General features: G+C 46.6%; 19 protein-coding genes. 9 read left to right on the top strand and 10 right to left on the bottom strand.

The features are described 5' to 3' along the window. Positions 1-50 precede the first annotated feature (50 nt). The 5 genes from L0660_RS07675 to L0660_RS07695 all read right to left on the bottom strand — a co-directional run bounded on the left by L0660_RS07675 (position 51) and on the right by L0660_RS07695 (position 6,274). Positions 51-1,289, bottom strand: a complete 1,239-nt coding sequence (locus tag L0660_RS07675; RefSeq protein ID WP_235158956.1) for a sorbosone dehydrogenase family protein — start codon at positions 1,287-1,289, stop codon at positions 51-53. Between the two features lie 127 nt (positions 1,290-1,416). Further along, positions 1,417-4,035 carry an ABC transporter permease gene (locus L0660_RS07680; RefSeq protein WP_235158957.1) on the bottom strand — a complete coding sequence of 873 codons (2,619 nt, stop codon included), beginning with the start codon at positions 4,033-4,035 and terminating at the stop codon, positions 1,417-1,419. Beyond that, positions 4,032-4,370 (bottom strand): PadR family transcriptional regulator, encoded by a 339-nt coding sequence (locus tag L0660_RS07685; protein ID WP_233798617.1) that lies wholly within the window; start codon positions 4,368-4,370, stop codon positions 4,032-4,034. Before L0660_RS07685 ends, L0660_RS07680 begins: the two co-directional genes overlap by 4 nt. Before the next feature lie 176 nt (positions 4,371-4,546). Further along, complete coding sequence (locus L0660_RS26210) at positions 4,547-5,278, bottom strand: LytTR family DNA-binding domain-containing protein (protein WP_235158958.1); 732 nt, start codon at positions 5,276-5,278, stop codon at positions 4,547-4,549. Positions 5,279-5,305: 27 nt separating this feature from the next. Continuing rightward, a complete protein-coding gene (locus L0660_RS07695; protein WP_235158959.1) occupies positions 5,306-6,274 on the bottom strand; it encodes a sensor histidine kinase in 969 nt (322 codons plus the stop codon). A gap of 37 nt (positions 6,275-6,311) precedes the next feature. Here L0660_RS07695 and L0660_RS07700 point away from each other — a divergent pair, with 37 nt between their 5' ends. From L0660_RS07700 to L0660_RS07710, 3 genes are all read left to right on the top strand, one after another. Continuing rightward, positions 6,312-7,142 carry a carcinine hydrolase/isopenicillin-N N-acyltransferase family protein gene (locus L0660_RS07700; protein ID WP_235158960.1) on the top strand — a complete coding sequence of 277 codons (831 nt, stop codon included), beginning with the start codon at positions 6,312-6,314 and terminating at the stop codon, positions 7,140-7,142. A 128-nt stretch (positions 7,143-7,270) separates the two neighbouring features. Next, on the top strand, positions 7,271-7,693 hold the full coding sequence (locus L0660_RS07705) for an SRPBCC family protein (RefSeq protein ID WP_235158961.1): 423 nt from the start codon (positions 7,271-7,273) through the stop codon (positions 7,691-7,693). Positions 7,694-7,777: 84 nt separating this feature from the next. After that, the gene (locus tag L0660_RS07710) at positions 7,778-8,239 is read left to right on the top strand and encodes a hypothetical protein (RefSeq protein ID WP_233798622.1); all 462 of its coding nucleotides are present in this window, start codon (positions 7,778-7,780) and stop codon (positions 8,237-8,239) included. A 281-nt stretch (positions 8,240-8,520) separates the two neighbouring features. Here L0660_RS07710 and L0660_RS07715 read toward each other — a convergent pair whose 3' ends face one another. Beyond that, complete coding sequence (locus tag L0660_RS07715; protein WP_235158962.1) at positions 8,521-9,282, bottom strand: AraC family transcriptional regulator; 762 nt, start codon at positions 9,280-9,282, stop codon at positions 8,521-8,523. 168 nt (positions 9,283-9,450) lie between these two features. Between L0660_RS07715 and L0660_RS07720 the strand changes: the two genes are divergently transcribed. The 4 genes from L0660_RS07720 to L0660_RS07735 are packed head-to-tail and all read left to right on the top strand — an operon-like array spanning position 9,451 to position 14,480. After that, a complete protein-coding gene (locus L0660_RS07720; protein WP_235158963.1) occupies positions 9,451-11,790 on the top strand; it encodes a TonB-dependent receptor in 2,340 nt (779 codons plus the stop codon). Positions 11,791-11,818: 28 nt separating this feature from the next. Continuing rightward, positions 11,819-13,057: a hypothetical protein gene (locus L0660_RS07725; protein ID WP_235158964.1), complete on the top strand. Its 1,239-nt coding sequence runs from the start codon at positions 11,819-11,821 to the stop codon at positions 13,055-13,057. Between the two features lie 28 nt (positions 13,058-13,085). Further along, entirely contained in the window at positions 13,086-14,261 is a 1,176-nt protein-coding gene (locus tag L0660_RS07730) for a PepSY domain-containing protein (protein WP_233798625.1), read from the top strand. An 18-nt stretch (positions 14,262-14,279) separates the two neighbouring features. Then, on the top strand, positions 14,280-14,480 hold the full coding sequence (locus L0660_RS07735; protein ID WP_233798626.1) for a hypothetical protein: 201 nt from the start codon (positions 14,280-14,282) through the stop codon (positions 14,478-14,480). Between the two features lie 72 nt (positions 14,481-14,552). Here the strand turns inward: L0660_RS07735 and L0660_RS07740 are convergent, their stop codons facing one another. Further along, the gene (locus L0660_RS07740; RefSeq protein ID WP_233798627.1) at positions 14,553-15,422 is read right to left on the bottom strand and encodes a DUF1080 domain-containing protein; all 870 of its coding nucleotides are present in this window, start codon (positions 15,420-15,422) and stop codon (positions 14,553-14,555) included. A gap of 119 nt (positions 15,423-15,541) precedes the next feature. Here L0660_RS07740 and L0660_RS07745 point away from each other — a divergent pair, with 119 nt between their 5' ends. Then, positions 15,542-16,378 (top strand): AraC family transcriptional regulator, encoded by an 837-nt coding sequence (locus L0660_RS07745; RefSeq protein ID WP_233798628.1) that lies wholly within the window; start codon positions 15,542-15,544, stop codon positions 16,376-16,378. A gap of 14 nt (positions 16,379-16,392) precedes the next feature. On the opposite strand, the gene L0660_RS07750 is transcribed toward L0660_RS07745, so the two are convergent. Further along, positions 16,393-17,775: a bifunctional class I SAM-dependent methyltransferase/glycosyltransferase family 2 protein gene (locus tag L0660_RS07750; protein WP_235158965.1), complete on the bottom strand. Its 1,383-nt coding sequence runs from the start codon at positions 17,773-17,775 to the stop codon at positions 16,393-16,395. Then, on the bottom strand, positions 17,772-19,280 hold the full coding sequence (locus L0660_RS07755; RefSeq protein ID WP_235158966.1) for a hypothetical protein: 1,509 nt from the start codon (positions 19,278-19,280) through the stop codon (positions 17,772-17,774). The genes L0660_RS07750 and L0660_RS07755 overlap by 4 nt, the downstream gene beginning before the upstream one ends. Positions 19,281-19,430: 150 nt before the next feature. On the opposite strand from L0660_RS07755, the gene L0660_RS07760 reads away from it, so the two are divergent. After that, positions 19,431-20,219 carry a hypothetical protein gene (locus tag L0660_RS07760; RefSeq protein WP_235158967.1) on the top strand — a complete coding sequence of 263 codons (789 nt, stop codon included), beginning with the start codon at positions 19,431-19,433 and terminating at the stop codon, positions 20,217-20,219. 73 nt (positions 20,220-20,292) lie between these two features. Here L0660_RS07760 and L0660_RS07765 read toward each other — a convergent pair whose 3' ends face one another. Further along, entirely contained in the window at positions 20,293-20,817 is a 525-nt protein-coding gene (locus tag L0660_RS07765; protein ID WP_235158968.1) for a DUF4142 domain-containing protein, read from the bottom strand. Positions 20,818-20,942: the final 125 nt, after the last annotated feature.

Here is a 20,942-nt window from a genome sequence, read left to right on the forward strand (position 1 = left end):
AATAAATGATTTATCTAAAAACCGTTCCAGCGAGCCAAACAGGCCATTATTTACTGGTAAGAAACCCGGTAGATCACGCCATTGGTATCATCAGAAAACAGCAGCGAGCCATCCTTGTGAACCGTAACTCCCACCAAGCGACCGAAATGCGCTTTGTTGTTGTTCACGATAAAGCCTGTCACGAAGTCGTCAAATCTTACGGGTTTCCCATTTTCGAAATGCATCCTTACGATCTTATACCCTACTGGCTCACTTCTGTTCCAGGAGCCGCGCATGGCAACAAACGCATCATTTTTATACTCACCCGGGAACATTGCACCTGAATAAAAGGCCATGGCCATCGGCGCTGAATGTGCCTGATAAGTCAGTGCGGGAAGTGTGGTTTTTTGAAGATATTGCTTGTAAGTCGTATCCCCTTTCGGGCGATCGCCGGGGTTGTATTTACCTTCACCGTAAATGTACGGCCAGCCGTAATCCGCTCCCTGCGCGATCTGGTTCACCTCTTCCTTCTGCTCATCGTCTCCAAGCCAGTCGATGCCGTGGTCCATTCCCCAAAGCGCGTTGGTTTCGGGATGCCAGGCATAACCGATTGTATTACGAAGTCCTTTTGCAAATATTTTCCTGTTCGAGCCATCTTCCTCCGCCCTCAACATCGTTGCGTTTTCGGGATTTGGTTCAGGACAGGAGTTACAGGTGCTGCCGACTGAAATGTACATTTTGTTATCAGGACCAAACGCAATCGTCCGGTTGGGATGCTGGCCTCCGTCAGGCAGATCGTCAATCAGGATTTTGGGAACTCCCAATGTTCCGTCGCCATTCACATCGGCGACATATACTTCTCTAACTGCCACAATGTACATTTTACCCTTGTGCAATGAAAGTCCGTGTGCCTGCTTAATGGTAGCGACTGTTTTTACGCCATCCGAAACACCGTCATTGTTGGCATCTGTCAGCAACATCACAATTCCGGCTTCGCGATCGGATGCATAAATGTGCCCGTTCGCATCAGCAACCAAAATCCTTGGTTTACCAACGCCGTCAGCAAATTTGTTGATCTTAAACCCTGCGGGAACACGAAGCTGGGCAATGTTCGCATCGGTCGCGCCTTGTACGGCTGGATAAAATACGTAACCTTCAATCTGTGTAGACGTCGGTTCTTCGTCTGTTTCCGGGATGATCGAATCCCATAAGCTATCGCCGTCTTTGCAGCTGACAACCAGCGATGCCAGCATTATTGTCAGGACTGTCCCGAGCCTGAATGCTTTTAAAAATGGATAATCTTTCTTCATGATCTTTTAGTTTTGAATTGATGACCGGTTTTCTGCGGTGGGGTTAACAATTATCGTACCCGACGAAACCGCACCAGCTATCAATCCAAAACTTTTATCCTGAAAAAAAGAATATCACAGCACCATCTTATTCACTCCGCAAACTTTTGACCGGGTTCATCAATGCTGCCTTAATGCTCTGGAAACTGACGGTCAGCAATGCAATGGAGGCGGCGATTAACCCGGCTAGTACAAACACCCACCAATCCATGGTCGTTTGATAAGCAAAATCCTGTAACCAGCTGTCCATTGCATACCAGGCAATGGGAGACGCTACAATGATGGCAATAAGTATTAATTTAAGAAAATCCTGTGAGAGCAATGCCACTACGCCGGTTACAGTTGCTCCAAGCACTTTTCGTACGCCGATTTCTTTTTTCCGCTGTTCGGCCATGAATGCAGATAAGCCGTAAAGTCCAAGGCACGAGATGAAAATGGCCAGTCCGGCGAAAAGATTGAAAATGCTGCCCATTTGCTTCTCGCTCTGGTACAGGTTGTCGAGGTCTTTATCCAGAAAACCATATGTGAAGGGATAGGCCGGATTGAGTTGCTGACTGATCTTTCCCAGCTCGCTGATGGCCGCTTCCGTGCTGCCCGGCTTTGTACGGACCACAACCACGCCTCCCCATTTATTCAGCCGCAGTATCAGCGGTTCCATCGCGTATTGAAGCGATTTGAAATGAAAGTCTTTCACAACCCCGATAATCGTTCCCTTCTCATCTGACATCGCAAGGTTCTTCCCGACAGCGTTCTGAATGTTCATGCCCATGATCTGCATGGCTTTTTCATTGATCACATAATTGGCACTGTCACTTTTGAATTCGCTGGAAAAACTACGTCCTGCCAGGATTTTGGTTTTAAAAACCGATGTGAAATTTTCATCAACATTCAATGATGGAATGACGATCTGGTTGTTCGCAGTCTGCCCGTCCCACACAACATCTGTCGAGCCGGAAATAAGCGCCGTCGGGAGGTCCGAAACAATTGAAAAATTTTCTGTCATCGGATTCTGGGCTAATGTGGTTTTTAATGTTTGTTGCTTTGCCCAGATGTCGCCCGTCATCGGCATGTAAAGGAGACTTGATTTGTCAAAACCAAGATTACGGTTTTTGATAAAATTCAATTGTTTGTAAACCACAGCGGTGCCGACCAGCAGCACAATAGCCACGACGAACTGTGTCACGACAAGCCCATTCCTGAACAGCAAATTCCCCCCGGCGACCCTCATTTTCCCTTTCAGCACTTTTACAGGCGCAAATCCTGACAGGAAAAGCGCAGGATAACTTCCGGCAATCAGACCGGTAAGAATGGCGATACCCGCCAGGCTCACCAACAATTTCCCATCCGTTAAATGAATGCCCAATTCCTTTCCGGTAAGATTTTTGAAAACAGGTAGAATAATGAAAACAATGCCGATGGCGATAAAAAGAGAGAGAAACGAAAAGATAAGAGACTCTCCTAAAAACTGAATAATCAGCTGATAACGACCTGCGCCTACAACCTTCCGCAATCCGACTTCCTTCGATCTGCGTTCGGAACGTGCCGTTGCCAGGTTCATGAAGTTGATGCAGGCCACAGCCAGAATGAATAGAGCGACAACGAAAAATATATTGACATACTGCACATTACCATGTCCGGGCAAATCAATCTGCAAATTGGAGTGTAAATGGATATCCTGTAATGGCTGCAACTGGAAATCAACTTTCAAGGTTTGGCCGCTGTCCTTACCGTGCGCAAAATGGATCTTGCTGATCTGTACACCTAATTTTTGGAAACCGGAAGGCGTAATGTCGGTGTTTTCAGTCAGTTTGAAATAGGTATAAAAGTTAAAATTCCCCCAAACGTCGTTCTGCAAATCCCAGTCGGTTTTGGCCAGGGTTGCCATTGGGATAATGAAGTCGAATTGCAAATGTGAATTCGCAGGTGCATTGGCCAGAATGCCTGCAATGGTAAAATTTTCCTTATTGTTGATGCGGATGATCTGACCCAAGGCTTCCCCGTTTCCGTAATATTTTTTAGCCATCTCCTCCGTGATCAGCAGCGCACCCGGGTCTTTCAATGCAGTTGCGGCATTTCCTTTTAACAAGGGGAAAGAAAATACTTGCAGGAAATTTGAATCCGCGAAAAAGACGCGCTTTTCCTGAAACTTCTTCTCACCTGCTTCCATCAGGTTGGTAACCGGCTTGCTGACCCTTACGGCAGTCTCAATCTGAGGCATTTGTGCCCGCAACCCTCCCGCCATTCCGGCAGGACTAACCGCCGCTTTGAAATCACCTGCCGCGCAGGTAAGCCTGACGAGACGGTTGGCGTGTGCATGAAAACGATCATAGCTAAGCTCATTTTGCACCCACAGCAGGATGAGAATGCTGCATGCCATGCCGATGGAAAGTCCGGCAATGTTCAGGATGGAGTAAGCTTTTTGGCGGATAATGTTGCGCCAGGCGATTTTAAAGTAATTTTTTAACATGGCAGGGTTCAGGAAAAATGGTTGTTCATAGTTGGTTTTACTTTGGCGGCGGCGAACAAATGGCGGCAGGACGGAAACTACATTCAGGACATAGCGCAGTATCGCCTGCGTTTTTCCGCTGCGACGGACCGAGTAAGCGTAAAGCTCGTCGAGATCTCCTTCCACTTCTTCGAGCGTGTTGTGCGGGTGCAGCCAGCGAAGCAAAACTTTCGCCCAATGTGGAGGCTGTGGTGCATTCATAAGCCGATTGTTTTTAACGCGCCGTCAGGCATCAGATGCCAGAGCTTGTTGCGCAGCTGCTGAATGTCCTGCAGCGCGCGGCTTCCCAGTGCTGTAACTTTGAACAGCCGTTTCCTCCTCCCGCCCCGCTCCGTAGTTGCTCCACCCAGTTCAGAGGTTACGAACCCCTTTTCTTCCAGCCGGATCAGGGTATTGTGGACCGCGCCGAATGTAACGACGCGGCCAGTATGCTCTTCAATTTCCTGGCTGACCGTCACGCCATAAGCCTGGCCATCCAGAATCACGATCATAAGCAACACCAGTTCTTCAAACTCTCCCAAATACGTTCGGCGCATACACCCGCATTATTAGTTTACATTTTATAGTACAAATACGTGCCAGTGACCGAAAATGGCCTTAGCACTTCGTAGAGAGCCTTTTTTAATTATTTCAAATCATTTTTTTGTCCGCAGAAGAACGGATCGTGTCCGATTATGAACAGTGGAAAGTGCGGGGGTTTGCCAGTGGTAATCTAGCCTCCTATCTTTTTAAATACATGTTCCTTATAAGAATCTCCTATTGGAATGACAGCATGATCAATAAAAATCCGCTGGCGTTCGATAAACTGAATCTTGGTGAGGGCCACGAGGTAGGATTTGTGTACGCGCATGAAATAAGCTTCGGGCAGGCTCTCTTCAAATTTAGCCAAGGTCGTCAGCGTGAGTAACTTTTCGGAACGCGTGACGACGGTCGTGTAATCTTTGCCGCCTTGCAGGTAAAGCAGATCCTGATGATCCACCTTGACAAGCTTATGCTCAGTTTTTATAAAAATGACTCCAAAATCGGTTTTCGTGGGATTTTCCAATGCAATGTTGGAAGCACCGGCTGTTTCATTTGTTATAAATAACCTTTGCATTTTCTGAACCGAGCGCAGGAAACGGTCAAACGATATGGGTTTCAGCAGATAATCGATCACGTCATAGTCGTATCCTTCCAACGCATATTGCGTGTAGGCCGTGGTTAAAACCACTTTTGATTGGCCCGCCAATTGTTTCAAAAACTGGATCCCGGTCAAATCGGGCATTTGAATATCCAGGAAAATGAAGTCAATATGTTGATTTTGAGCGACAATAAGCCCTTCCACAGCATTTGTTGTGGTCATGACAAGATCCAGTTGCTTCATCTTATGCGCATGGCTTTCGATCACCCGCAATGCCATGGGTTCGTCATCAATCGCTATGGCTCTTATTACCTGTCCGTTCACTGTTCTGAGCGTTAACCCGGGTTAAATTTACTCTGCCTTTACCGCGTTTACATTGATTTCCAGCAAAGTATGAAATTGATCTGCTTCCTGCCAGACCCGGAGCATATGTTTGCCGGGATAGAGCAATGCCAACCTCCTTTCCACATTTTTTAATCCTATTCCGCCAGCTGTATCCCGATTCTGAAATGTGATCTGATTGCTTGTTTCGAAACGTAACGATGGGCCTGATATTGACAGGCTGATATGCACCGGAAATGCCGGGTCTCGTAACTGGCCGTGCTTGAAAGTGTTTTCTACAAAGGTTATAAAGAGCAAGGGCGCTATCATAATCCCGTTTACATTTCCTTCCAACGTAAAGTGAACGTACGTTTCTGCGGGATAGCGTAATTTTTCCAGTTCGATAAATCCAGTCAGATATTCGATCTCGCGATCGACCGGAACAAGAGTTTCATTCGATTCATACAGCATATAACGCATCATCTCGCCTAGCCGCAAAATAACATCCGGTGTCCGTTCTGGTTCGGAGAGCGACAAACCGTACAGATTGTTCATCGTGTTGAAAAGAAAGTGCGGGTTAAGCTGGGCTTTCAAATAAGCCAGCTCCATAACCAGTTTCTCACGTCGCAGGGATTCGTGGCGAAAATAATCATTGACGGTTTTAAGCAAAAAACACAAAAAAATTCCCAACGCACTGAAAAATACATTCTCTCCAAAATAATCCCAGATTCCAATCTCTCTGGGATATTGCCAGATATCGAAAACAGGTCCGAGAAAAAGCTGCTCAACGATGTAGCGGACCAGCACATCCATTGCAATAAGTATCATGAGCGCCAACACGGCCAAGCCATATTGATGGTGCTGGAAAAGACGATCAAAAACCCAGAGACTGAAATAGCACATCAGAATGGTTCGTCCATAACCTACCGGCGTGAAAGGATCGGTAAGATCTGCCAGGAAAAGCGGCATTCGCAGATTTCCTTCTGCCGCATCCCACAAACGACAACACTTTTGTGTAAACAAAAAAGCTAATCATATGTATAATTTCAAATTACTCAGGCTGCTAGCCCTTGCCTTTTTCCTTTGTACCCCAACATTTGCCTGCACAGTATTCACAGCATCCGATGGCAGAACCACACTGGTCGGTAACAATGAAGATTCCAGTCCTTCCCTGAAAACATTTTTATGGTTTTACCCTGGCAAAAAGCAAAAGAACGGGTTTGTAACCTGGGGTGTAAAGGAAAAGCTCCCGGAAGGCGGCATGAATGACAAAGGGTTATTTTGGGATGCAGCCGCGCTTATGCAGGAAATCCCGATCAAGCGTGATGCTGCTAAGCCCGATTTTGAAGGATATTTTGTCAATAAAGCACTGGCAGAATGTGCCACAGTGGACGAAGTGATCCGTCTGGTGAAGCGGTTCAATCTGGTTTGGCAGGAGCGCGCACAGGTTTTGGTGGCAGATGCAAGTGGCGACTACGCCCTGATTCACGCTAACTACATCATCCGCAAATCGGATCAGCGCAGGAATTACCAGGCCGTTACCAATTTCAGTTTACAGTATGGAACGGCCAACCAGGAGCCCTGCCAACGTTACAATACGGCCGAAATGTTGCTAGGGAAAAATTTGGTTTCGGTTCCGCTTTTTAAAGAAATCTTGTCCAAGACTGCGCAACGTGCGATTGACAATGCAACGATCTATTCGCAAATTGCCGATTTAAAAAATGGTCGGTTTTATCTTTATCAGCATCACGATTTCGAAGAAGAACTTGTCATTTCCCTGGCGTATGAGCTAAAAAAAGGGAAGCATCAAACGGAGATCAAAAAGCTCTTCAAGGCTGACAGGAAAATCTCCGGCACCCGGTCCTGACTTTTTAAAACACTTTTGCCAATTGACGCAACGCACCCGCATATTTGTCATAATCGGCACCTGCTTGTTTCCCGGATTTCTTTCAACTTTGCAACATACTAATTCACTAAAAAAAACCAAAAACGATTATGGAAACCGCAGCTCAAAAAATCACCGTCGAAACAACTGTTAATGCGCCTGTTGCGAAAGTTTGGGAACACTTTAATGCACCCGAACACATTACGCAATGGTGCTTTGCATCGGACGACTGGCATGCGCCGTCGGCAGAAAACGATGTCCGCACCGGCGGCAAATTCAGGACTACAATGGCTGCAAAAGACGGCAGTTTCAGCTTCGACTTTGGTGGGGTTTATTCCAATGTTGTTCCGCAAAGTGTGATCGAATATGGTATGGAAGATGGTAGAACAGTGCAGGTAACATTCACAGAAAATGGCGACAGCACCACAGTAACGGAAATTTTTGATGCTGAACAGACCAACCCGGCAGATATGCAGCGGGATGGCTGGCAGGCGATCCTCAATAATTTCAAGAAACACGTGGAAGCGAATTGAATTTATTCTGCCAGCACAATAATGTATTCAGAATCAAATATTTTGGAACAATTATTGTAGACTTCTGCAAAACATTCATTCATTATGGAAAACGTGAAAGCGATTGTTAAGCAGGTGATCAAAATCTGGCGTCTTTACAAAACGCAGCAGAAAATGTTGACCGTGACCATGGGGCAGGAAATTCCGTTTTCGCTAAGAAAGTTGCTAAGCCAGGATTATATGGTTTGTTCCTTGTTCAAAAAGGAAATGGCCAACTTCTACGATGCGCTCAAATGCCACATGCGGGATGCCTGTATCCTGGATTCAGACAGCAAACCGATCACGATCGACAATCGGCACGGTAACTTTGATCTGGCACTGGCCGAGATCATTGCCGTGCATCATAAAATCATAGCCGAGTACGATGTTCTGCTGGAACTGGCAGAAAATTCAGACCTTAATACGTCACCATTGAAGCAGCACCGGAAGCAGATGGCTTTTATGATCGATGAAATAGAAGCCCAGTCGAATGGTGCGCCGGCAGGAGAAGAGACCATGTTGCTTTAAAGCAGCATGGTCTTTTTCCATTTATACACCTTCCTATTTTGTAACGATCTCAACCTCTCCCCCGTTTTTGAACAGGTCGTGGGGAATCAAATAACCTTTATTTTCCTTTCCGTTAACGTTAATAGCCGTGATCGCCCGACCGCTGCCCGGCTTTTTAATGGTAATGGTCTTCCCATTGCTTGTCCGCCATTTTACTTCGATTACAATATGGATTTAAGCTAATTTCTTTGAATAGCTGGCTTATAAAGGTAAGTCTGAATTCGTTTTCCGCATCCGGCCGGCTATCCTTTTAAGTCTTTTGGCAAAAATCCGAATTTACGCTTGAATGCGGCTGTGAAATGCTGCGGATTTTTATATCCTGCCAATGCGGCTATTTCAGCAATCGAAGCTGCATCGCTTCTGTCCTGGATTCTTTGCCGGGCTTCTTCGAGACGGATATCTGTGATAAACCCAAAAATGGTCGTTCCAAATAATTCTTTAAAACCTTCCTGCAATTTGGTGCGGTTAATGCCAGCGGTTTTGGAAAGCTCTTCAATGGAATGAGGATTGTGAATATTTGCAAGCAAAAGCGCCCTTACCTCGTTCAATTTATCAATGTCCATTTTCTTTAAGACCTTCTTTCCCGCCGGCAACGCGTTGATCTGACTGATCTGCAAGGTGAGCAGCTCAACGACTTTTGCTTCAATAAACAGTCTTCGCAATGTGCCTGCGAGGCTGCATTCCTCGATTTGTGCCAGGATTTGCTTCATAGGACGTGTAATCGGAAAGCTCCGGTTACCCATGATCGCAGGCAGATTTATTTCAATGTTTTTGCCAAAATCGCGTAGGATTTCAAGATCATTATGAAGAACGCGTTTCAGGAAATCGAGCGAAAGCTCAATCTCAATACTGTCCGGACCAGACTGTTTCAGAAGATTCGCCTTGCTGTGTGATCCGGGATAAAATAGCAGAGAATGTGAGCCGCAGCTTTCGAAATGCATTCGCAGATAAGGGAAATCGCTTTCCGATGTGTGTGTAAGATCATTTTCTAAAAAAATTTTCATCCGAAACTCCTGCTTTTAGCGTCATTAAAAGTGCATATGGCGTTAACCGCCCGAGTCAACCCACCCGTAGCTTTGCACTTATTTTTAAACAGTCTTAATTAACAAATTTATACACAGTTGACAAAATCTCTCCCAGTCCTTCCACTTTTATTTATAATGCTGCTTTTTATGCGGTTGCCAGCGGCTGGTCAGGAAACAACTATTATTTCCGGAATTGTGCAGGACGGCCAGGGAAAACCTTTACCCGGCGCCTCTGTAACTGTGATGAACACAGTGAAGGGAACGCTAACCGACAGCCTTGGCGCATTCCGGATTACAGTGCCTGCTATGGAGTCGTACAAAATTGACATACAACACATTGGCTTTAAAAAACTAACGCGCACTATTGCCCGTAAAGACATCAGAAAAGGTGGTATTACTTTCACATTGCTCGACGACCAAACCCAGCTTTCGGAGGTGCAGGTGATGGGGCAATCCGAAACCCAGCAAGCAAAACTGCAACCGATCAAGGCCGAGGTGATCAATACCAAAGCAGTTCAGCAGCAACCTTCATCATTGGTTGAACTCATGAACCGCTCGGCGGGGATCCGCATTCGGCAGACGGGCGGACTAGGTTCCAATTCCGGACTCATGATGAATGGTTTTCAGGACCGCGCCATTAAAAATTTCCGTGACGGCATTCCGCTCGATTATCTGGGCGCTGGATACAACATTTCGCTCGTGCCGGTGAATATGCTCGAACGCGTGGAAGTGTATAAAGGTGTACTACCGACTGCGTTAGGCGCAGACGCGTTGGGCGGGGCGGTGAATATGGTTACCAAAAAGTCGCTTTACCGTTATGCGGAAGCATCTTATGAAATTGCCTCCTTTAACACCCACCGGGCATCATTAAACGCATTATACAGCGACACGACCCGCCACTTTTTCGTGGGCGCAGACGCATTCCTAAACCGCTCCGATAACAATTATAAAGTGGATGTCACTGTTACAGACCAGGAAACAGCTGCACGTACGCCGGCCACAGTGCGTTTGTTCCACAATCAGTTTACCAACTATTATACAGAAGGTTACGCAGGATTGACCAATTTGCGCTGGGTCGATGAGCTTCGTGTGGGAGTGACGTGGTTTCACATCAACAGGCAGAATCAATATGGCGCAAGCATGTCGCAGCCATTTGGCGCGTCGGTTAGCAGGCAGCATTCGGTGATTCCCACGCTTCGCTATCGCAAGAAGTTTGGCCGGCTCGGGATTGATCAGTTCCTCACCGCCAGCAACATTCATACTGCGCAAGTCGACACAGCAAGAGGCACTTACGACTGGTATGGCAGGTTTATCCCCAGTCCTTCCCGCCTGGGCGAAATTTCCATGCAGGGAAGTTTGTCCGACATAAAATTCTCCTATTTCACTTCACGGACCCATTTGAGCTATCAGGCTGCGGAAAATCATCTTGTGGAATTTAATGTGGTTTCAACGAACATTGGTCGCACCGGAACCGACCCGATGGGGTTGACATTGCCTGGGACCGGCCAGGATATTTTATCACTTCCTGCCAAATACTACAAAATTATCGGCGCTGCGGGCGTTCAATCCGTTTTCCTGAACGGGAAACTTACCAACAACCTCATTGCGAAGTTCTTTCATTACAATACGTCAACCATCAATGTTGACATGTACGGAACTGCGCTTGGCGAACACAGGGCCACTTCCGAAAATAGCTTCGGCATTGCGGAAGCAGTGAAGTTTGCATTGACAGGCAATACTTTTTTGCGGTTTTCGGCGGAGGCTGCTACACGCTTGCCTGAGCAGGATGAAATGTTTGGGGACGGGAATTTCCATCGCTCCAATTTCCTGCTCACACCCGAAAAAAGCACCAATATCAATCTGGGCTTCCGGACAGAAAAAAGAAATGCTTACAGCCTGGAAGTCAACACTTTTTACCGCATTACCAAAGATCTGATCCTGAAAGTCCCGATTGATTTTTTGTTTACCCAAAACCAAAATGTTGAAAATGTAAAAGGACTTGGCCTTGAAGCTGACTTAACCGTGTCCCTGAATCGCTGGCTGCGGGCAAATGGTAATTTCACTTACCAGGACTTCCGCCTGTTTGACACGCAAAACCGGCAGACTGAAAAGGCCAGGCTGCGCAATACGCCCTATTTCTTTGCAAACCTGGGTTTGAACAGCACGCTTAACCACATTGGGAACAACGGGAAAATCCACCTGTATTACTTCTTCACATTTGTGCGGGAATATTACCTGAATTACGTGCCCAAAAACCTCGAACCCGACGGTTTCCTGGGGTTATGGGGCAAAGCGAAGTTCGATGCGCCCAACATTATCCCGAACCAGGGCCTGCATTCGGCAGGGTTCACTTATCATCCCGGCGGAGAGCGCTTTTCTATTGGTTTTCAGGCCAAAAATTTCCTGAATGCCCGCATCTATGACAACTTCCGCATTCAGAATGCGGGCCGCAGCTTACACTTGAAACTTAATTATACCCTCAAATAAATTTTCGTTTTTTATTAAATCCAATGTTATGAAAACCCCTTTATTCAAGTATCTGTTCTACTTTTTCGCTGCCTCCACATTCATCGGATGCTCGTCCGATGACGACATTGACGGGCCGGCGCCGGAGGAAAAAGACAAGTTCATATTAATGACCACCACATCGCGTTTCGATGCAGGTTTCATCACGCCGCTTAGCGGATTTCCGTCGGGAAGTATTCAAAACAACAACCCTAAAACATTGCAGGTTGTAAATGCCTTTGGCTTCCGCACTTTCAAAAACTGGCTTTTCAACCGGTCTAATGCCGCCGGCGATGAGGGTTTGCAAAAATATACGGTTAACCCAGACGGCAGCCTGAAAGATGAAGGCTTTATCGCACGTTCCTCCCAATATCTGGTTGTAAACGAGACTTCCGGCTATTATCTGGACGTGACGCGCGGAACGTTGAAATTACAGAAGTTCAATCCCACCACGATGTTGCGGACGGGTGAAGTGGATCTGTCTGTTGTGAAGAAAGATGGCGTTGAATATCAGGCAGTAGGCCAGCATACTATCGCTGCGAAAGAAGGGAAATTATTCGTTGGGATCACGTACGGCACCAAAAAGGATGGCGGTTATGGCGATGACGTTTTCAATGCAGTCGAATTTGCAGTGGTCGATCTGGCGACAGATAAATATGAGAAAACGATCAAATATGATGGTTTGAAGAGCATTGGCTGGGGATCATCAGGAAACAAAATGTGGTCAATCGGAGATGATGGTGCTTTATATCTTTACAGCACAGGACTGGGAAATTCAGCATTTTCGAATCCGTCCATCATCCGTATCAAAAAGGGCGAAACCGATTTCGACAAGACCTGGGTATTTTCTACAAAAGCGCTGAAAGCGGGAAACTCCATTGCAACAGCATTGGTAAAAGGTGGAAAATTATATTTTGAAATGGCTACGGTGCCGCTTAAAACAGACTATTCCAATCTTACCGCAAGTATTTTTGAATACTATACTTACGATATGACTTCAAAACAGATTACCAAAATTGAAGGAATGCCGCTGCATGATTATGCATATGCCAATGAACAGGCCATCACTGAAATTGATGGCAAAGTTTACCTGTGGGTCCGGAACGGCACGGTAACAACCAGCGGCACCACCACCGTAACCACCGTGAATGAGGATGGATATTATGTTGTAGACGGCAACAAAGCAACCTCTGTGTTCAAAGTTGCTCATGACGGATCCATTCAAGGATTTGCAAAACTGAGTGAATAATTAATCAACCAAAACAGCATTCAACAATATGAGCTCTGTCAAAAAAATCCAGACCTGGTTCCAGATCCACAAATGGACGAGCCTGATATGCACGGCATTTTTGCTTATGCTTTGCCTTACCGGTCTTCCGCTGATCTTCCATGAAGAAATCGAAGAGCTGGAAGGCAAGCCGCACATGGCGAAACAAGTGCCCGCAGGAACGCCCAAGGCCAGCCTGGACAAACTGGTAGAAACGGCATTGGCCACTTATCCGAAAAAGGTGATCCGTTACGTCTACTGGGATGAACATGAGCCAAACACCACGGCATTCAGTCTTTCGGATTCCATCAACGCGGCGCCAGATAATTACACAACGGTGATCGTGGATGACCATACGGCTGAGGTTTTGGAAACACCCAATTACCAGGAAGGTTTCATGTATATCATGTTCCAGCTGCACGTGGATATGTTTATGGGAATCGGCGGCAAATTATTCCTCGGCGTAATGGGGTTGTTATTTATAGCAGCCATTGTCTCCGGCATCATGCTATACGGCCCGATCATGAAACGGTTTGATTTCGGTATGATCCGGACGGCGCGCTCTACCCGGCTCAAATGGCTTGACCTGCATAACTTACTCGGCGTTGTGACCATCGTATGGGGAGTTGTTGTAGGCTTTACGGGTGTTATTAACACTGCCTCGGAAATCGTCCTGGGCCTTTGGCAGCAGGGTCAGCTTGCAGAAATGACGGCGCCTTACATCAATGCATCACCCTTGTCAGGAAAATTAAGTTCTGTTGATCAGGCTGTTACATTAACCAAACAGGCAGCCCCCGGCATGGAACCGTCCCTGATCGCTTATCCCGGAACTCCGTTTTCAAGCAAACACCATTATGCAGTTTTTGTGAAAGGAAATACACCATTGACGAAGCGCATTATTAAGCCAGCACTGATCGATGCTAAAAAGGGAGTGCTGACGGACCTGCGCGATATGCCATGGTTTGTAAATGCCCTGTTCATTTCCCAGCCACTGCATTTTGGGGATTATGGCGGACTGCCGCTTAAAATCATCTGGGCGTTGTTTGATATCGCCACCATTGTGATCCTGGGCAGCGGCTTGTACTTATGGTTTGCACGAAATATAGCCACTAAAGCGCACATCAAAAGGCTGGACAAAAATGATACTGAAATCCTGACAGTTCAGGCGCATAGTGAAAATGTTTAACTTCAAACGTACCGGATTATGGTAAAAAGTGTTTTCTGGAAAGTCTGGGGACTTCCCATCATTATCGGAATTTTATCTGCAATAGGACTTTTATCGGCGCTTACCGGAGACGGTTTGTACGATTTGCTTTCCTGGCTTACTCTGGGCATTCCGGTGGTTCTGGCAGTTTGGTATTTGGTAAAACCAAAGAAAAACCCAACCATAGGCCGGGCTAAATAAATGTTGTTCTGGCTGAAATTAGTCGAATAGACTCCGCTATATTCTTGCGGGGTCTATTTGCTTTATATGGTGTTAAAATAAGCTTGCGTAATCTTTGGGCATTGCCGTAAGTTCTTTGATCAGGATGTCGCGATAGAATACTTCTGCGGCCTCACTTTGCAGCTGGATTTTCCCGCTGGTCATCGGCACATTCTTACCGTCCGGTGTAATGTAACGCGAATTATTGAGCACCATAACCACGTGGCCGTTAACGATATGCAAACTTTTTCCTTCAAAGCAAATCAGTTCAAGCGTCGTCCATTCGCCAGCGGGACTTTCGTGGTTTTCAGAGCGCATGCAATAGTAATCGCTTCCTGTTTTGAATGTACCAAAGGGTTGTTTATGATCCGCAACCCGGTTCATTACGCCTTCCGAGGGAAAAGATCGAATATCGATGGCCGAATTGGCCTGGCACCAAAAATCTCCCATATGCCCTTCCATAATCTGGAATTCCTGGGAAAGCATCCATGAGCGCCAGTATTCAGCACCTGCTTCGCCATTGGAATGATATAAAATACCCGAGTCGCGGAGCTTGTCTTTTCGCGGCTCATATTTTTTCTCGCCCCACTTCATTTGCAGTTTGAGATGATAATTTTTGTAGGATTTTTTGGTAAACAAACAGCCGTAAGTCTCGCCGCTTACGTGTAATACCGGGGATCCGGACGTATTATCTACTGAGAAAACCCTCCCGTTATCTTTGTTATAGCCAATGGGCGCAATGGGTTTTCCGCTCGCATCAGTTGGTACTTTTCCATTATAACCGGGCTTGTGATTGTAGCTCAGATAATTTTCCCACTGAGAAAGGTCTTTATCGAGCATCGGGGTCCACTCGTCTGCATTACGCATGGAAAACAGAGTGCATATCGCGATTATCGCTGTTAATGTGAGTAGTAAAGGTCTCATAATTTGATGTCGTCTGAGCGGTTGATTGGTTTTATAGACACAAATTTAAAAACGACCCCGCCGATCCTATTGTAAAAATCCATTGTTAATTGGTATGTTTATGGTATTCTTAAAACCCCATGAAACGCTACGTCCTTCATTCACCATTCAGCATTTATCATTTCGAGGCCGAAACCTGGACGCACTCGGTACATAAGCATACGTATTTTGAAATTATTTTTATATTGAAAGGAAATGGTGTTCACCATATCAATGGCAATGCGTTCCAATATGCCGAAGGAGATGTTTTTCTGCTTGGCCCGGAGGATTTTCATCATTTCGATATTCAGGAACCGACGGAATTCAGCTTTGTCCGTTTCAATGAATCTATTCAGAAGCAGCTGCCTGGCGATAAGGAGCGCCCCTGGCAGCCGGTGATCCGGAATTTGCTGAACACCTCATCGCAAAGCCGCGGATCAATTGTTACGGATAAGCAGGAGAAACAGAAGCTGCACCATTTACTGGCGGTCCTGGAAACAGAATCAGCCAATGACCAGTCGCAGTATTTTGAGATCATCCGCGATAGTCTCATGCGCAGCATGCTCGTTATCCTGGCACGCAACCTGTTCAGTCAGACGCCCGGAAAGCCCGTTACGAAGGATTCGATAGAAGCGATTTTAATGTATATCCGGCAGCACATTTACCGTCCCGAAGAACTCACTATTGAACATCTGGCCGAAACTTTCCATTATGCACCTGCCTATATCAGCCTCTTTTTCAAGAAGCAAACCGGCGAATCTTTAAAACAATACATTATCAAGCACAGGATCAAACTCATAGAAGCGCGCCTGCTGTACAGCCAGCTTACCCTGAGTGAAATTGCTGACGAGTTCAGCTATACGGACGAAAGCCATCTTTGTAAACAGTTCCGAAAATACACCGGCGCTACGCCGACTGCTTTCCGGATGCGGATGTGAAATAATGCTGCCGTTCAGGTGAATTTGATTTTTTTCACGGCAAATGCAGTCATGCGCAGCAAAAGCCAGCCATGCTTGAAGCGGGAGATATTCGTCTCACCATATGTGCGGGCGCGGTAACGGATCGGGATCTCGACAAATTTTAGGTTTAACTTGGCAGCACCGAAAATCAGGTCGAAATCGCCGAACGGATCAAAATCCCCGAAATAAGCCCTGTTAGCGGCTAGTTTCAAATAATTTTCCCTTGAAATCACTTTGGTACCACACAATGTATCCTTCAAGTTCTGGCCCAAAAGCCATGAAAATGCAAGGCTGAAAAACTTGTTACCCAGGAGGTTCAGGAAACGCATTGCCTCCTTTTCCATAGGATACACCAGCCGTGAACCATTGATATATTCCCCTTTCCCCGATGCAATGGCATTGAAAAACTTGGGAAGTTCCTCGGGCGCCACGGTCATATCGGCATCCAGGATCATCAGAATATCCCCGCTCGCCACGCTATAACCCTTCCTGACTGCGTCTCCCTTGCCTTTGCCCGTTTGCTGCGCCCATTTAATGTCCCTGAATCCGCTATAATGAGCGCCCAACCGCTCGATTTCAGGCCAGGTTTGGTCCGTGGAATTGCCTTCTATAAAAATCAGTTCTGTATGACGCCCCATCTCGGGTGTGCGCTGCATGAGGGCTTCAATGTTGCCTTTTTCGTTGCGGGCAGGAATAATAACGCTTACGCTCATCTCCCCGGCAGGCTTTACGGGCACGCGCTTGCTCCTGGCCACCAGGCAAGTAATCAGTCCCAGGGCATTAATGATGGGCAGATTTGCTACATACCGGTTCAGGAAATCGGATAGAAAGGGAATGTATTTGGGAAAGATCATCTTCTTGTCGTGGCTGATCAGATCGAAATCCGAGAGATTGAGGAGCGAGATAATGTCACTGATATCTAGCCAGTTCTGACGTTTCTGGGGCATTTTCAGACCAAGCTTTTCTGCAAGGTTCAGCAATGGCCTCCATATGAAATTGGTGGAGGTGATCACCAGGCGGGTTTGCGGAGTGAATACTTTGTGAACTGCTTCAAACACCATCTGAACGTCCCTGAAACTTCCTATTGTATCACTGATGATCACGTAATCGAAGGTTTCGTCCAACGATAAATGTTCCGCACCCATTTCCAGATAGGTGTTGCCCGGGCGATGGATTCTGGCAAAACGGATCATTTCGCCCGAGATGTCAATGCCGACGCCCCTTGCCGGCCGCAGTTGTTCCAGCAGATAGCCTGTGCCGCAACCAATTTCCAGCACGGAGGATCCTTCCGGCACAATGAATTGTAAATGCTTTACCAAAGTCCGATGGTAATACGCGTTTTTCCTGATCCATTTTTCTCTTGTCTCCCCTGTCATTTGAAGTGCAGTTTATACCAGCCGGGATCGGCCAGAATCAAAAGATGCTCATTGGGAATAATTCGGTAATCACTGCCAGGGAATGTGCGGTAAAAGCCGCTTTTGACCAAATCCCTTTCGTAGACATAAAGAAGGGGTTTGCCAAGCACATGGAGCGGGTATTTTCCGCCGTAATCCCAGAAGCTTGGATAAGCATTTTCGAAATAGCGTATGTGCTGAAACGGAACAATCACCTCCGAGCCGGGCGGCAGCTTTCCGGCCAGATCATGGAGTTCATTGGCAATGCCATCCGGGTAGGGATCCAGTCCGAGGCGTGTTTTCATCATGTAAGATACATTGGCACTTAACCGGGCAGGCCTGGATTCGAATGTGAAATGATGCGCAACCAAAAACGGCGCCATAACAAACTGCAACACGCAGCCCGCCAGCGTCCAGGACATTGCATTTTGACCTCTTAACATGCCTGACAGCGTGAACCGGTGACTCAAAAACAGGAAAGCGCCAAACATGAAGGCCCACAGACCGCTTATCCTTGGCGGGTAAGAGATCCCCGGATAAATGGTTGGAAAGTAATATAGCGACTCCACAGCAAACATCACAAACAAAACCAAATAGCAACCTGCCAACAACCCGATAATGAGACGCTTACGCGAAAATGTACGAAGCCAAGGGACAAAAGGAATCAGCCCCAAACCAAAAGTCATTAACCCGACCATGCCCGAAAACAGAACATAATAAACGAACGTCATGTTAAACTGAACCTTTGCAAACGCCTGGGCAAGACGGCTCGTTTGCGGTCCGTTTAAATGCGAAAGCCACCATAATCCAAGGGCAAACAATGTAAGAGAGATGCCGGTGATAGTCACATTTCTCCTGTTTAATAGATAGCTCAAAACCGGTTTGCCCGGATTGCGAAGGACCAGATCCACCACCGAGCAAAACAATAACAAACAGCAAATGAGCACAATAGCAGACTCTTTGACCAAAAATGCGAGTGACAGCCACACCAGGCTCATCCCCCACTTCCGTTGTCCCAGACTTAATGCAAGCAAAGCGAGCAGCGGAATCAGGTATTGCTCGGGATGCCAGCCGAAATAATCCAGATACATAAAATACGCCATAGGCCCAAAAACGTAGCCCAGGACCGTGAACCAGGAGGCACGGCTTTCCACCGCATTAAAGTCCGGGAGGCTTCGATAATATTTCCAGAAAAAGAAGCCAACCAGACATACATAGGCCATAAAAAGCCCATAAACGCCCATCGGTTTGGTAAAAATGCCTGCCAGGGGAATGAGATAATAGTTATGCTGCAGCGCATGGTTTCCGTAGATCGTATCAAACAGCAATGGCCGGCCCTCCAACCAGCCCCGGCTCAATTGCAGGATTACCATGCCGTCGGGATACTGCTCAGGGCTTGTTTGAAATTGGAACACTTTGAGTAAATACCACAAAATACAGCCCGCAATGGGAAGCATAATGAGGAACGCATTGGTATATCGGCTCATAGGTATGCTTAAAAGGTCGATTATCAAGCACTAATACTCCCAATCCTTTTTATACTTTTTAATAGTTTTTAGCATTTCTTTCAAGTTGAGCGTCCGGGTGCCCGATACCTTTGTCAACAGAAAATTAAAACAAGTTCAACCATTTTAGTTATGAAACCTTATCAATTGAAAACAAAGATCAGAAATGCAGCCATATTTGCCTGCATCGCACTCATGTCCGCATGCAACGACAATGACGAACCGGAAACACCTTCGCCATCGCTCAACTTTACGGAAGTGAAAGGCAGCGGGGACATTACCTCGCAGATTGCGGCTTTCAGGACATTACTCGGAGACCAACTGAACACCACACCAAACCAGAACGCGGGACGCAGGGAGATTAACTGGGATGCTGTGCCTGATAATCAAACGAATACAGACAATTTCCCTGGCGATTTTTTTAATAGCACAGATCCCGCCGTCGCTGCCGGCAGAAAGCGCGGCGCTATTTTCTCTACTCCGGGCAAAGGATTACGGATCAGCGACAAGGATTTTAGCGACCTGGTTTCCAGTTATGGCGAGCAGTTCAGCTCATTCAGTCCTGCCCGCACATTCGCAGCGGTAGGAAGCAATAAAATGGACGTGACTTTCAAAGTTCCGGGCACAGCTACCAACGCGTTTGTGAAGGGTTTCGGCGTCGTATTATCGGATGTAGACCAGGCCAATTCAACTACGCTTGAATTCTTTGAAGGAGACAAAAGTCTGGGCAAATTCAAAGCGCCTATCCGCAAGGATGCCAACGGATTTTCGTTCCTTGGCGTCGTTTTCCCCGACAGCAAGATCACAAGAGTGACCATTACCACCGGCTCAGCGGCGATCAGCAACAAATGGGCCGACAATGCTGAAAATGACCTGGTGATCATGGACGATTTCTTTTACAGCGAGCCGTTGGCGCAGTAACCGAAAACCGATAATTGAAAGCAAAAAGCCGTCAGGTCTGTGGACCGGGCGGCTTTTTGCTTGGATTATCATTTTACTTAACAGATGATTCTTTCTGGTTTTGCGGGAAAAGCGCTTTGGCCATTTCTAAATGGTGCTTCAGGGCCGGGATTTTGGAATCCGCCCACTTTTTAAAATCGGGATCTTTTCCTTCATTGGATTCTGATTGAAACAAGCCGATCGTTTCTTCGTGAGAAGCAATCATCATATTCATGTAAAGCATATCAAACTGCTCGCCGGATTGCGCATTCAGGCTGTCGTACATTTGCTGCTTGGCAGTGCTGAGCTGCGTTGGAATGCTCACTTGCTTTTTGCCTGCGAGCGCTTTCAGCTCATTATTAACCTTCGTATGGTCTTTAATCATCGATTTGCCAAAATCCTTGCACTTTGCAGCAGTGGCCTTCTTTACAGCAAGTTCACCTAGTTTCACTTCAAGCATCCCGCCATCAGCGGCCGCCAGCACGAACTTCGCGTCCGGTGAGTCTGTTTCAAAGCGGTCTGAAAATGCCAGCACGGCGCTTAGCAGTACGCAAGTCACTAATAATAAAATCGCTTTCATCTGAAAATCTGGTTTATGTTTGAAAATCAGCTGCGGTTTTAAAAACCATGCCAGTAACAGCACATACAAACGCTTTTTAGCATTGGTACAATTTTTATCGTTTGAATGGCAAACAACTTATAATT

Source organism: Dyadobacter sp. CY351 (assembly GCF_021502625.1).
GTDB classification, from domain to species: domain Bacteria; phylum Bacteroidota; class Bacteroidia; order Cytophagales; family Spirosomataceae; genus Dyadobacter; species Dyadobacter chenhuakuii.

Excerpts from the sequence above, each read along its gene's own strand:
- L0660_RS07735 (WP_233798626.1), top strand. The coding sequence starts at position 14,280 with ATGGTAAAAAGTGTTTTCTGGAAAGTCTGGGGACTTCCCATCATTATC.
- L0660_RS07755 (WP_235158966.1), bottom strand. The coding sequence starts at position 19,280 with ATGAGCCGATATACCAATGCGTTCCTCATTATGCTTCCCATTGCGGGC.
- L0660_RS07705 (WP_235158961.1), top strand. The coding sequence starts at position 7,271 with ATGGAAACCGCAGCTCAAAAAATCACCGTCGAAACAACTGTTAATGCG.
- L0660_RS07725 (WP_235158964.1), top strand. The coding sequence starts at position 11,819 with ATGAAAACCCCTTTATTCAAGTATCTGTTCTACTTTTTCGCTGCCTCC.
- L0660_RS07675 (WP_235158956.1), bottom strand. The coding sequence starts at position 1,289 with ATGAAGAAAGATTATCCATTTTTAAAAGCATTCAGGCTCGGGACAGTC.
- L0660_RS07730 (WP_233798625.1), top strand. The coding sequence starts at position 13,086 with ATGAGCTCTGTCAAAAAAATCCAGACCTGGTTCCAGATCCACAAATGG.
- L0660_RS07765 (WP_235158968.1), bottom strand. The coding sequence starts at position 20,817 with ATGAAAGCGATTTTATTATTAGTGACTTGCGTACTGCTAAGCGCCGTG.
- L0660_RS07750 (WP_235158965.1), bottom strand. The coding sequence starts at position 17,775 with ATGACAGGGGAGACAAGAGAAAAATGGATCAGGAAAAACGCGTATTAC.
- L0660_RS07740 (WP_233798627.1), bottom strand. The coding sequence starts at position 15,422 with ATGAGACCTTTACTACTCACATTAACAGCGATAATCGCGATATGCACT.
- L0660_RS07715 (WP_235158962.1), bottom strand. The coding sequence starts at position 9,282 with ATGAAAATTTTTTTAGAAAATGATCTTACACACACATCGGAAAGCGAT.
- L0660_RS07720 (WP_235158963.1), top strand. The coding sequence starts at position 9,451 with ATGCGGTTGCCAGCGGCTGGTCAGGAAACAACTATTATTTCCGGAATT.
- L0660_RS07680 (WP_235158957.1), bottom strand. The coding sequence starts at position 4,035 with ATGAATGCACCACAGCCTCCACATTGGGCGAAAGTTTTGCTTCGCTGG.
- L0660_RS07745 (WP_233798628.1), top strand. The coding sequence starts at position 15,542 with ATGAAACGCTACGTCCTTCATTCACCATTCAGCATTTATCATTTCGAG.
- L0660_RS07700 (WP_235158960.1), top strand. The coding sequence starts at position 6,312 with ATGTATAATTTCAAATTACTCAGGCTGCTAGCCCTTGCCTTTTTCCTT.
- L0660_RS07710 (WP_233798622.1), top strand. The coding sequence starts at position 7,778 with ATGGAAAACGTGAAAGCGATTGTTAAGCAGGTGATCAAAATCTGGCGT.
- L0660_RS07760 (WP_235158967.1), top strand. The coding sequence starts at position 19,431 with ATGAAACCTTATCAATTGAAAACAAAGATCAGAAATGCAGCCATATTT.
- L0660_RS07685 (WP_233798617.1), bottom strand. The coding sequence starts at position 4,370 with ATGCGCCGAACGTATTTGGGAGAGTTTGAAGAACTGGTGTTGCTTATG.